Here is a 12203-nt window from a genome sequence, read left to right as displayed (position 1 = left end):
GAAAACCACGATGGTCTACGTCACCCATGACCAGGTCGAAGCGATGACGCTGGCCGACCGCATCGTGGTGTTGCGCGACGGAAGGATCGAACAGGTCGGAACGCCGCTCGAGCTCTATCACCACCCGAAGAACCGGTTTGTGGCGGGCTTCATCGGTTCGCCGAAGATGAACTTCCTTCCCGCCCGTCCCGCGGGTGACGGAGAGGTTACCGTACCCGGATCGGACCCGATCGAGGTGCCGGTCAAGCCGCGTTCCGACGCAGGCGAGCTGACGCTTGGCATTCGGCCCGAGCATATCGAGATGGTCGCGCCGGGGCAGGGCACGGTCGCGGGCGAAGTGCTGGTGGCCGAGCGGCTGGGGGGCGAAACCTTCTTGCACGTCGAACTCGGCGGCGAAGAGCCCCTTGTGGTGAAGGCGGACGGCGGCGTTTTGCAAAAGCCAGGCGACGGTGTCGGCCTTCGTTTCCCTCCCGAGGCGCTGCATCTCTTTGGCGGCGACGGACAGGCCTTCGAGCACCGCGAACGGCATGACCTGATCGCCTAAAGCTTCAGCGGCGCCACGGCATCGATGGCGCCCCGGATCAGGTCGGCGGCGTCGTCCTGGGACTGCACGAGCCGCAGGAACAGCAGGTCGAGAACCATCAGCTGCGCGTCCCGCGAGGTGATTGCGGCCGAACGCACGCGCTTCTCGTCGTCAACGGTGAACAACGCGATCCGCGCCAGCCCGGATAGCGGGTTCGGCTGCAGGCCGGTGACCGACAGAAGCGGCGCGCCGCACCGGGCCGCGGTCTCGGCGATGCGCAACGTCTCGAGGCTCGTGCCGGATTGCGAGAGGGCAAGCATCAGGTCTTCGGGGCCGAGCGTCGCCGCGTTGGCCATCTGGATATGACTGTCGGCGTCGAACGTCGTCAGGCGGCCGAGCTTCTGTAGCTTGTATCCGAAATCCCGCGCCACGAGCGACGAGGCGCCCACGCCCACCAGCTGGATCCGCCGTGCCCGGGACAGTGCATCGCGCGCCGCGTCGAGCGTCTCTGCACCGTTGACCGAAAGCGTTTCCTGCATCGCGCGGATCTTGCTGCCCAAAAGCTTCCGGGCCGTCGTGGCAAGGTCGTCGGCCGCCTCGATCGAGCCGTGGACGACCCCATCGGACTCCGCGGCGCCACGGCGCGCCGTTGCTTGGCTGATCTCGATCTTGAGGTCCTGAAATCCGGCGAAACCGAGCTTCTGGCAGAACTTCACCACGCTGGACTGGCTGCGTCCCGCCAGCCGCGCAAGCTCCGCCGAAGACTGCCGCAACACACCTTCGGGATCGTCCAGGATTGTGCGCGCAATCTCTCGCTCGCCCTCGGTCAGGGCATTAAGGCGGGCTTCGATCATCGCCAGAACGGACATGCTGGGCCTCCGCCACTTTTGGAATAGGATACCACAGTTTGCTTTGACCTCGGGAATTTATAATTCTACGCTTGGCACAGGTTCAAGGAGACTCGCCATGTCCGCCGCCGCGCAACAGGACCTTCGTACTCTCGTTTCGGAAGGGCGGAACCAACGGACGACCGAAATCGACCGGCTGCCGACCCAAGAGATCGTGGCGCTGATGAATTCCGAGGACGCAGGCGTGGCCGCCGCGGTTCGCGCCGAGCTTCCGCAGATTGCTCGGGCGGTGGACCGGATCGTCGCGGCCTTCGAACAGGGCGGCCGGCTGATCTATACCGGCGCGGGGACGAGCGGCCGGCTGGGCGTGCTCGACGCGTCGGAATGTCCACCGACCTTTTCCGTCCCGCCCGGGATGGTGGTCGGCCTGATCGCCGGCGGTGACCATGCCTTGCGCCATTCGGTCGAAGATGCCGAGGACGACGCCGGGCAGGGCGCGCGGGATCTCGAAGCGGTCGACCTGACCGCGCGGGACGTGGTCGTGGGCATCGCCGTCAGCGGCAAGACGCCTTACGTCGTCGGTGCGCTGGATCATGCGCGCCAGATCGGTGCGGGCACCGTGGCGCTGTCGTGCAACCCCGGCTCTGTCATCGCGATGCTGGCCGACATCGCCATCTCGCCCGTCGTCGGGCCCGAGGTCGTGACGGGCTCCACCCGGCTGAAGTCGGGAACTGCGCAGAAGATGGTTCTGAACATGCTCAGCACCGCCAGCATGATCCGCATCGGCAAGACCTATGGCAACCTGATGGTCGATGTCACGATCTCGAACCGAAAGCTGGCCGAGCGGGCCGTCGGCATCGTCATCGACGCCACGGGCTGCCCCGAGGACGAAGCGCGCGGCTTGCTCGACGCCAGCGGCGGCAAGGTGAAGCTGGCGATCTTCATGCAGCTGAGCGGCCTCGACGCTGACACCGCGCGCGCGGCGCTCGAGGCGGAACAGGGCTTCCTGCGCCGGGCCCTCGAAAGAGCGGGAACGAATCCCGCCTGACCATCACCCACAGGGAGACATGACATGATCACCGCAAGGACCCTCGTTTCCACCATCGCCATCGGTGCTTCGGTCGGCATGGCCGGACCGCTCGCCGCGCAGACGCTGAACGTCGCGTGGTCGCAGGACGCGACCGGGCTCGACCCGCACACCCAGACGGCGTTCGCGTCGATCCGGCTGCTCGAACTGGTCTACGAACCGCTGGTGCGGCTCGGTCCGGACCTCGAGATCCAGCCGGCGCTTGCCGAAAGCTGGGAGTTTTCAGACGACGCCACGACGTTGACCTTCCACCTCGATCCGGACGCGACCTTCCACGACGGCAGCCCCGTCACGGCGGCCGACGTGAAGGCCTCTTTCGAGCGTATTCTCGACGAAGCGACCGGGGCCTCGGCGCGCGCGAACTACACCTCGATCACCGGCATCGAGACGCCTGACGAACAGACGGTCGTCTTCCAGCTTGACGGGCCGAACGTCCCGATCCTGAACGGCATGGCGTCAATCAACGCCGCCATCGTCCCGGCTTCGGCCATCGAGGCGGGAACGGTCGGCACCGAGGTCATGGGCTCGGGGCCCTTCACGCTGGAGCAGCGCACGCCGAACGCCAACGCCAGCCTTTCGGTCTACGAAGACTGGCACGGCGGCGACATCGCCTATGACGGCATCAATGTCAGTGTCTTGCCTGACGAGACGGCAATCCTGGCTGCCCTTCGGGCGGGTCAGGCGGATTTTGCGCTTCTGAGCGACCCGCTGGTGGCAACGCTTGTCCCGCGGGCCGAGGGGCTGACGCTCAACACCGCGCCGACGCTCGACTACCACGTGCTGCAGCTCAACGCCTCGCGCGCGCCGATGGGCGAGCTGAAGGTGCGGCAGGCGATCTCCTGCGCGCTCGACCGGCAGGACATCCTCGACGCAGCCCTTCTGGGCGAGGGCGAGGTGACGGGGCCGCTGACCTCGCCGGCCTATCGCAACGATCCGTCGAACCTGTTCTGCTATGAGCAGGATCAGGAGCGGGCCCGGCAGCTTTTGGCCGAGGCAGGCTACGAGGACGGTTTCTCGGCCACGATCATGGCCGCCAACGGAGAGCCGCCCACGGCCGCGGCCGAAGCGCAGCTGATCCAGTCGCAACTCGCCGAGGTCGGCATCGACCTGTCCATCGAGATGCAGGAAATGAACGTCTACGTCGACAGCTGGCTGGCTGGCGATTTCGACATGGCCGTGGCGCTGAACGGGGGGCGGGCCGACCCCTACACCATGTACAACCGGTACTGGACGAAAGACGGAAACCTTCAGAACGTCGCCAACTACATCGACGACACGCTCGACAGGCTGATGCAGGAAGGACGGGCCGAGACCGACGAAGAGGCCCGCAAGGAGATCTTCGCCGAGTTCGAGCGTCACCTGACCGAGATGGCGCCGTGGGTGTGGCTGTATACCGGCTACACCTACACGGCGCAGCGCGAGGGCGTGGCGGGCTTTGAGGCGACGCCGACAGGCTCGCTTTTCGGTCTGGTCGACGTGACGCTGGCCGAGTGAGCCGACCCGAGACGCCCGAGGGGGCCGCATGAGCTACGTCCTGCGCCGTCTGCTGATGTTTCCACTCGTCATGCTGGGCGTCTCGATCTTCGTTTTCGTGGCCATACGGCTGGTGCCCGGCGACGCCATCACGGCGATGCTGGGCACCGAATCCGGCCTGCTGACCCCGGCGCAGCGCGAGTCCCTCGCCGCCTATTTCGGGCTCGATCAGAACTGGGTCGTGCAATACTGGCGCTGGCTCGTCGGATTGCTGCACGGGGACCTGGGGGTCTCGGTCACCTATGGGCAGCCGGTGTCGCAGATCATCCTCGACCGCTTTCCCCTGACGCTCGAGCTGGCGCTCTTGTCGATGGTGATCGCGCTTCTGATCGGTCTTCCGGCCGGCGTCTTCGCCGCCACGAGGGTCGAGCGGCCGTCCGACCTGATCGTGCGGGTGTTCACGATGATCGGCCAATCCACGCCGAACTTCGTGCTGGCGCTTCTGGCAATCTTCGTTCTGTCGGTCGGCTTCGGCGTCCTGCCGACCATGGGCCGGTTCGTTCCGCTGACCGAGGACCCGCTGGGGAACCTCGCGCAGCTGATCCTGCCGGCGCTGGCGCTTGGCACCGCGTTTGCGGCCGCAGTCACGCGCATCTCGCGTGCCGCCATGCTCGACATCCTCAGCGAGGATTACGTCCGCACGGCCCGGTCCAAGGGGTTCTCGCAAGGCTACGTCATCTGGCGGCACGCGCTGCCGAACGCGCTCATCCCGGTCGTGACGCTGAGCGGGGTCGAGTTCGGCTACCTGCTTGGCGGAGCGGTCATCGTTGAGCAGATCTTCGCCTTGCCGGGGCTGGGGCGGGTGGTGCTCGACGCCATTCTCCAGCGCGACTACGCGCTGGTGCAGGGGGTGGTCCTGTTCATCGCCTTCAACTTCCTTCTGGTGAACCTGCTCGTCGATCTGGCCTATGCCGCGCTCGACCCCCGCATCCGGTACGGAGCCAGCTGATGTCGTTCCTTCGCGCGCTCTGGCGCCACAGCTCGGGCCGGATCGGGGCGATCATCATCGCCGTCTTCGCGGTGGCGGCGATCCTCGGGCTGGCCGGGCTGACGCCGCACCATCCGCTGGCGCAGGACCGGCTGGCGCGGCTGCAGGCACCGGGCGGGAGCTACTGGATGGGAACCGACCTGTTCGGGCGCGACATCCTGAGCCGCCTCATGGTCGGGATCGGCCAGTCCTTTGCCGTCGCGCTTCTGTCGGTCGGGCTGGCCACTTCGGTCGGCACCGTGCTGGGGCTGACGGCGGCGTGGTTCGGCAAGCTCTGGGACGGGGCGGTGATGCGGGGGATGGACGTGCTCCTGTCCTTCCCGGCGATCCTGCTGGCGCTGCTGATCGTCGCGATCATGGGACCGGGGCTTATCACGTCAGTCGTCGCCATCGCCATCGTCTACACGCCGATCTTCACCCGCGTCGTGCGCGGCCCAGCGCTGTCGCTGAAGACGCGCAGCTTCGTGGACGCGGCGCGCACCTTCGGCAGTTCGCGGCGCTACATCCTGACCCGGCACCTTCTGACGAACCTCGTGGCGCCCCTTACGGTGCAGATCACGCTGGCGCTGGCATGGGCGCTGCTGACCGAGGCGGCGCTGAGCTTCCTCGGCCTCGGCGCGCAACCGCCCACGCCGTCGCTGGGCCTGATGCTGTCCGACAGTCGCAACCTGATGGAGACGGCGCCGTGGATGCTGATCTTCCCGGCGGCGGTCATCATGCTTGCGGTGCTCGGGTTCAACCTGCTGGGCGACGCCTTGCGCGACTTGTTCGATCCCCGCATGCGGAGGGCGCTGGCATGACGCTGCTTTCGGTCGAGGATCTGCGCGTCGGCTTCGGCAAGCGGGGCCAAGAAACCGAGGTCGTCCACGGCGTCAGCTTCGAGGTGGCGGCGGGTGAGACCCTGGCCATCGTCGGCGAAAGCGGCTCGGGCAAGTCGGTCACGGCAATGGCAGTCAACCGGCTGGTCGACTACGGCGGCGGCCGTATCCTGGGCGGTCGCGCCGTCTATGACGGGCGGATCGACGTTGCCGCGGCCACCGAGCCCGAGATGCAGCGCCTGCGCGGGCGCGAGATCGGGATGATCTGTCAGGAGCCGATGACGTCGCTCAACCCGGTGCTGAAGGTCGGCGCGCAGATCGGCGAGATTTTCCGCAAGCAGCACGGGCTGAGCGGCCGAGCGGTGCGCCAGGCCTCGATCCGGGCGCTCGACCGGGTGCAGATTTCCGACGCGGCCCGCCGTCTGGACCAGGCGCCGCACCAGATGTCGGGGGGCATGCTCCAGCGAGTGATGATCGCCATGGCGCTGGCGGGCGAGCCGCGCCTTCTGATCGCAGACGAACCGACGACCGCGCTGGACGTGACCATCCAGGCGCAGATCATGGCCCTTCTGGCCGAGTTGCAGCGCGAGACCGGGACGGGCCTGATCTTCATCACGCACGACATCGGCCTCGTCGCCGGTCTGGCCGACCGGGTCCTGGTGATGCAGGGCGGCAAGTCGGTCGAAAGCGGCCTGATCGACCAAGTGCTCGACCGGCCATCGCACGACTATACGCGGCACCTCCTGAATGCCGTCCCGCACTTCCGCGGCGGCCAGGCGGTCCGCACGGATGGGGCCCGCGACGGCCGGTCCCCCGCGCTGAACGTCCGCGACCTCAGCGTGCGGTTTCCCGTCGGTGGCGGCTTCCTTCGCAAGACCCGGGGAGAGGTTCATGCGGTGGATGGCGTCTCCTTCGATCTCGTGCCGGGCGAGACGCTCGGCATCGTCGGCGAGAGCGGCTCGGGCAAGTCGACCACGGCCCGTGCAATCCTCGACCTCGTGCGGCTCTCGGGCGGTGAAATCGATACCGAGGGCGGCGCTGCCGTGCAGATGGTGTTCCAGAACCCGAACGCGTCGCTCAACCCCCGCATGGATGTGCGTGCGCTCTTGGCCGAGCCGGTGATTGCCTCCGGCCAGCGGGTGGACCATACGGCGGCCGAAAGGATGCGCACGCTTCTGGCGCGCGTGGACCTGCCCGACGACCTCGGCCGCTTCCCTCACGAGTTTTCGGGGGGGCAGCGCCAGCGGCTCTGCATCGCGCGGGCGCTGATGCTCAATCCTCGTGTGCTGGTGCTGGACGAGGCGGTGTCGGCCCTGGACGTTTCGGTTCAGGCGAAGGTGCTGGAGCTGCTGATCGACCTGCAGCGCGAGTTCGGCCTCGCCTATCTCTTCGTCTCGCACGACATGGCGGTGGTCGAGCGGATCGCGCATCGCATCGCCGTCCTCTATGCGGGGCGGATCGTCGAAATGGGCGCGGCCGCCGCCGTGCTGTCCGATCCGCGCCATCCGTACACGCAAAAGCTGATCTCGGCCGTTCCTTCGATCGAGCGGCGGCGGATCGACTACACGCTCGACACCGAAGAGGTGCCTTCGCTTCTGCGTCCTGTCGGCTTCAACACGCCGCCGCAGGTCTGGCGGCAGATCGGCCCCGATCACCGCGTCGCATCGGAGGAACCCGCATGAGCTTTGACCGTGCGCTGGACCTCATCGAGGTGGCCATCGACGCAGGCCGCATCCCGGGCGCCGTCCTTGGGGCGATCGAGGGTGGCGAACGGCGGTTGGCGGCGCGCGGTCTCGCGGCCCGTGTGCCCGCCGAGGAACCGATGCGCGAAGGGACGGTCTTCGACCTCGCATCGCTGACGAAGGTGATCTTCACGACCGAGCGCATCCTGCACCACGCCCGGTTGGGGCACATCGATCTGGACTCCCCGCTGACCGCGGTGATCCCCGACCTGCGCCAATACGACATGACGGCGTGGGAGCGGCAGGTGACGTTCCGCCAGTGCCTCGGCCATCAGACCCCGTTCCCGGCGGTCGAACCGATCTACACCTACGGCAGCGACCCCGCCACTCTTCGGGCGTTTGTCCTGCAGCGCGAATGGCGGCGGCTCGCGGTGCCGGTGTATTCGGACATCAACTACATTCTGCTCGGCATCGTCCTAGAGCGGATCGAGGGACAGGGCATCCGCGCGATGGATCCCGGCCCCGGCTTCACCTTCGCGCCCGCCGCCGAGACCTGCGCCCCGACGGAAATCTGCTCGTGGCGCGGCAGGCTCATCCGGGGCGAGGTGCATGACGAGAATTGCCATGCGCTTGGTGGGTCGGGCCACGCGGGCCTCTTCGGGACGGGCGCGGCGGTGCTCGATTTTGCGCAGAGGCTTCTGGAGCGTGGCCCCGGGCTGATCGGCGAGGCGCTGTCCGACACCCGGACCCACGGGTGGGAGCGGCGGCATCCCGGATGGCCCGGCGGCGACGCCTGTTCGTCCGGCACCATCGGCCACACCGGGTTCACGGGCACCGGGCTTTGGCTTGATTTCGACACAAGGCGCGCCTGGACCCTGCTGACCAACCGCGTCCACCCCACGCGACATGTCGAGAGCGGGATCGGCGATCTGCGCCGGCAGGTGGGCGACGCCCTGAACGGAGTGTGACGCCATGGAACCTGTCTGGACCGTCGGACTGATGACCGGAACCGTGCTCGACGGAAATATCGACGTGGCGCTCTTGCGCACCGACGGCGAACGCGTGGCCGAGTTCGGCCCCTACACCTTGGCACCCTATGACCGTGAGACGCGCGATCTGCTGGCGGCGTGCCTCGGCGAAGCCCGCGCATGGAATTTCGACGGGCCCGAGCCTGCGATCTTTGCCGAGGCCGAGAACCGGATCACCCGCGCCCAATCCGAGGCCGTGCGCGCGCTGGTCGAGAGCTCGGGCCTGTCGATGGACAAAATCGAGGCGGTGGGCTTCCACGGCCAGACGGTTCTGCACCGCGCGCCGGAGACCGGACGCTTGGGGCAGACCCGGCAGCTCGGCGATGGAAAGCTGATGGCCCAGATCCTTGGCACCACGGTCGTCCACGATTTCCGCAGCGGCGACATGGCAGCGGGCGGGCAGGGGGCGCCGCTGTCAGCCGTCTATCACGGCGCGCTTCTGGATGATCTGGACACGGACGGGCAAACGGCGGTGCTGAACCTTGGCGGCGTGGCGAACGTGACGGCGCGTGATTCCGACGGCACTCTCGTCGCGTTCGACACCGGACCCGCGAACGCGCCGATCAACGACTTCGTGGCGCATCTGGGCCGGGGCGAGATGGACCGCGACGGCGCGCTCGCCGCCGCCGGACGGGTGGACGAGACGCGGCTGAACGCCCAGCTCGACCATCCTTACCTGCGCCGGCCCTACCCGAAATCGCTCGACCGGTTCGATTTCGGCTACGACTGGGCGCTCGATCTTTCGCCCCAGGACGGGGCGGCTACGCTGACGGCCTTCACCGCCGCGGCCGTTGGGCGCGCGCTCGACCTGCTCCCCGAACGCCCCACGCGGCTGATCGTGTGCGGCGGCGGACGCCACAACCCGACGCTCCTTAGGATGCTCGAGACCCATGCGGGCGTGCAGGCCGAGCGGGCCGAAGCCGTCGGCTGGCAGGGAGACGCGATCGAGGCGCAGTGCTTTGCCTTCCTCGCCCTGCGCCGTTTGCGCGAGTTGCCCGTCACGTTCCCGGGCACTACTGGCGTACGTGACCCCATGACCGCTGGTCGCGTCGCCGCCGGAACGCGAAGCTGAGGAACGCGCACAGCCGCGCGAGGCGAGCTGGCGTCGCGGCAGGCTCCCGCGCGTGCCACACCAGTTGGACCGCTTTGCGCTGATCAGTCGCGGTGGATGGGCTCGGCGGTGAAGGCGCCGCCCTGGTAGACGGCGTCGGGTGCGTCGGGGGCGGGGCGGGCATTCTCGGCATTGACCTTGTTGCGGAAGCGGGCCGAACTGTCCTTCGCGCGCCAGCCGAGGTAGCGGGCGGCGGAGTTGTCCCACCACTGTTCGTCATTGTCCGAGACGCCCCAGATGATCGGGCAGCCAAGGCGGGGCGCGCGGAAGCAGCACTCGATCAGCGAGACGAAATCGTCCGGGCTGAACCAGGTCGCCAGCATCCGGTGGTTCCGGGGCTCGGGGAAGCACGAGCCGATGCGGACGAGCGCCGTCTCCTGCCCGAATTTCGCGTGGTACATCGACGCCATCGCCTCGCCGAAGCACTTGGATACGCCGTAGAGGCCGTCGGGCTTCATGGGGTCGTCCACGCTCAGGTGGCGGTCCTGCGTGTGAAAGCCGATCGTGTGGTTCGACGAAGCGAAGATGATGCGCGGGTTTCCGTTCGCGCGGGCAGCCTCGTAGAGGTTGTAGACCCCGCGGATATTGGCGTCGCAGATCGGGTCGAAGGGCTGCTCGACCGAGACGCCGCCGAAATGGACGATCCCGTCGCAGCCCTTGACCAGGTCGTGGACGGCGGCCTCGTCGGCGAGGTCCGCTTGCACGACTTCCTCGCCGTCGCCTGCGGGCTCCATTTCTGCCAGGTCCGACAGGCGGATCGTGTCGGCCATGTGCGCCAGGCGGGTCCGCATCATCCGCCCCAGTCCGCCAGCGGCGCCGGTAATGAGAAGTCGTTTCATGTCAGGCTCCTAGTCGATCAGGCTTGGTAGATACATCGAGAAGAACGGCACATAGGTCACGAGCAGCAACGCCACGATGATGGCTGCGTAGAAGGGCAGGATGGTGCGCACGGCCTGGTCGATCCGTATGCCGCCCACCACGCAACCCACGAAGAGGCAGGCGCCTACCGGCGGCGTACAGAGGCCGAGGCCGAGGTTCATCATCAGGATCACGCCGAACTGCAACGGGTCCATGCCAAGGTCGGTGACCACCGGCAGGAAGATCGGCGTGCAGATCAGGATCAGCGCCGCCATGTCCATGATCATGCCGAGGACCAGCAGCGTCACGTTCAGCAGAAGCAGGATGATGATCGGGTTTTCCGAGATCATCGTCACGGTCGTCGCCAGCAGATCCGGCACCCGGTAAAGCGCCAGCAGGTAGGCAAAGGACGACGCGGTTGCGACCAGGATCATCACCAGCGCCGTCGTGCGCACCGCCGCCACCACGGCCGCGACGAAGCGGTTCCAGGTGAGCTCGCGGTAGACCAGCGTGGTCACGAGGATCGCCCAGATCGCCCCGAAGGCGCCAGACTCTGTCACGGTCATCACGCCTGACAGCACGCCGCCGACGATGATGATCGCCGTCATCAGGCCCGGGATCGCCACGATGAAGCGGATGCCAAGCTCGCGGAAGCCGGGGAACGCCTCGCCCGGATAGCCACGGCGCACGGCGATGAACCACGCGACGAAGCCCAGGATCAGGCACATCAGGATGCCCGGCAGGATCCCCGCGATGAAGAGGTTGGACACCGACACGCCGCCCGCCGCGACGGCATAGAGGATCATGTTGTGCGAGGGCGGGATGACGACGCCGGCGATGGACGAGGTCACCGTGACGTTCACCGCGTAGTCGGCATCATAGCCCTTTTCCTTCATCACCGGCACCAGGATCGACCCGAGCGCCGATGTGTCCGCCACCGCCGAGCCGGAGATCCCCCCGAACAGCATCGACGAGGCGACGTTCACCACGCCCAGTCCGCCGCGCATGAAGCCCACGGCCGAGGCGGCAAGGCGAACGAGGCGGGCTGCGATGCCGCCCTGCATCATCAGCTCGCCTGCGAAGATGAAGAACGGGATCGCCAGCAGCGAGAACACCGAGATGCCGGACAGGATGCGCTGGAACCCGATGAAGAGCGGCAGTCCCTCGTAGAGAAAGCCGCCGACCGTCGCGAGGCCCAGGGCGAAAGCCACTGGCATCCCGGCGATCAGGCCGAAGAAGAACAGGCCGAAGAGAAGGGCAAGGCCCATGCGGTCAACCTTTCAACGGGTCGCGGCCGCGCGCGTGCTCGGCCATGTGGTACAGGGTAAAGAGCGACGACAGGACGCCGCAGATCGCCATCGGCATGGCGCGCCAGCCTTCCGCGAAGCCCAGCATCGGGATGCGTCGGGGCCAGGTGCTCATCGTCAGCTCGGTCCCGTAGATCGCCAGCGCGACCGAAAAGGCAAGCACGCCGGCCAGCGACACCCAACGCAGCGGCGTCGCAACGGCGGGGGGCATCATCTCGCGCATGAAATCGACCGAGAGGTGGGACTTCGTCCACACGCCGACGGCGCCGCCGAGGAAGGTGATCCACACGACGAGAACCAGGGCGAGCTGCTCGACCCATGTTGGTGTATCGTTCAGGACGTAGCGGCCCCAGACGAGCCAGCCGAACACGACGATCAGCAGGACAAGCTGCACGCCGGCGATTCCCATGCAGATCGTCG

At 67.4% G+C, this 12203-nt stretch carries 12 protein-coding genes; 8 read left to right on the top strand and 4 right to left on the bottom strand.

The features are described from left to right. The coding region (locus ACFDS3_RS16675; RefSeq protein ID WP_375263484.1) for an ABC transporter ATP-binding protein at nucleotides 1-544 on the top strand (544 nt) is incomplete at its 5' end. On the opposite strand, the gene ACFDS3_RS16670 is transcribed toward ACFDS3_RS16675, so the two are convergent. Further along, entirely contained in the window at nucleotides 541-1392 is an 852-nt protein-coding gene (locus ACFDS3_RS16670) for a MurR/RpiR family transcriptional regulator (protein ID WP_375263483.1), read from the bottom strand. The two genes, ACFDS3_RS16675 and ACFDS3_RS16670, sit on opposite strands and share 4 nt — an antisense overlap. A gap of 97 nt (nucleotides 1393-1489) precedes the next feature. Between ACFDS3_RS16670 and murQ the strand changes: the two genes are divergently transcribed. From murQ to ACFDS3_RS16635, 7 genes are read left to right on the top strand one after another with little or no spacing between them, the layout of a single operon-like run. Then, entirely contained in the window at nucleotides 1490-2419 is a 930-nt protein-coding gene (gene murQ, locus ACFDS3_RS16665; protein WP_375263482.1) for an N-acetylmuramic acid 6-phosphate etherase, read from the top strand. A gap of 24 nt (nucleotides 2420-2443) precedes the next feature. Further along, the gene (locus ACFDS3_RS16660) at nucleotides 2444-3952 is read left to right on the top strand and encodes an ABC transporter substrate-binding protein (protein ID WP_375263481.1); all 1509 of its coding nucleotides are present in this window, start codon (nucleotides 2444-2446) and stop codon (nucleotides 3950-3952) included. A gap of 28 nt (nucleotides 3953-3980) precedes the next feature. Next, nucleotides 3981-4940 (top strand): ABC transporter permease, encoded by a 960-nt coding sequence (locus tag ACFDS3_RS16655; protein WP_375263480.1) that lies wholly within the window; start codon nucleotides 3981-3983, stop codon nucleotides 4938-4940. Continuing rightward, nucleotides 4940-5779: an ABC transporter permease gene (locus ACFDS3_RS16650; RefSeq protein WP_375263479.1), complete on the top strand. Its 840-nt coding sequence runs from the start codon at nucleotides 4940-4942 to the stop codon at nucleotides 5777-5779. The genes ACFDS3_RS16655 and ACFDS3_RS16650 overlap by 1 nt, the downstream gene beginning before the upstream one ends. Continuing rightward, a complete protein-coding gene (locus ACFDS3_RS16645; RefSeq protein ID WP_375263478.1) occupies nucleotides 5776-7479 on the top strand; it encodes a dipeptide ABC transporter ATP-binding protein in 1704 nt (567 codons plus the stop codon). The genes ACFDS3_RS16650 and ACFDS3_RS16645 overlap by 4 nt, the downstream gene beginning before the upstream one ends. Further along, complete coding sequence (locus ACFDS3_RS16640) at nucleotides 7476-8447, top strand: serine hydrolase domain-containing protein (protein ID WP_375263477.1); 972 nt, start codon at nucleotides 7476-7478, stop codon at nucleotides 8445-8447. Before ACFDS3_RS16645 ends, ACFDS3_RS16640 begins: the two co-directional genes overlap by 4 nt. Before the next feature lie 4 nt (nucleotides 8448-8451). Further along, nucleotides 8452-9579: an anhydro-N-acetylmuramic acid kinase gene (locus tag ACFDS3_RS16635; RefSeq protein ID WP_375263476.1), complete on the top strand. Its 1128-nt coding sequence runs from the start codon at nucleotides 8452-8454 to the stop codon at nucleotides 9577-9579. An 83-nt stretch (nucleotides 9580-9662) separates the two neighbouring features. On the opposite strand, the gene ACFDS3_RS16630 is transcribed toward ACFDS3_RS16635, so the two are convergent. The 3 genes from ACFDS3_RS16630 to ACFDS3_RS16620 all read right to left on the bottom strand — a co-directional run. Further along, nucleotides 9663-10457, bottom strand: a complete 795-nt coding sequence (locus ACFDS3_RS16630; RefSeq protein WP_375263475.1) for an NAD-dependent epimerase/dehydratase family protein — start codon at nucleotides 10455-10457, stop codon at nucleotides 9663-9665. Nucleotides 10458-10466: 9 nt separating this feature from the next. Continuing rightward, nucleotides 10467-11744: a TRAP transporter large permease gene (locus ACFDS3_RS16625; RefSeq protein WP_375263474.1), complete on the bottom strand. Its 1278-nt coding sequence runs from the start codon at nucleotides 11742-11744 to the stop codon at nucleotides 10467-10469. Between the two features lie 4 nt (nucleotides 11745-11748). Further along, the coding region (locus tag ACFDS3_RS16620; RefSeq protein ID WP_375263473.1) for a TRAP transporter small permease at nucleotides 11749-12203 on the bottom strand (455 nt) is incomplete at its 5' end.

Source organism: Palleronia sp., from assembly GCF_042089775.1.
Classification (GTDB): Bacteria; Pseudomonadota; Alphaproteobacteria; order Rhodobacterales; family Rhodobacteraceae; genus Palleronia.
Note: the sequence above shows the minus strand (reverse complement) of the source record. Positions and strands in the feature narration are given on the sequence as shown.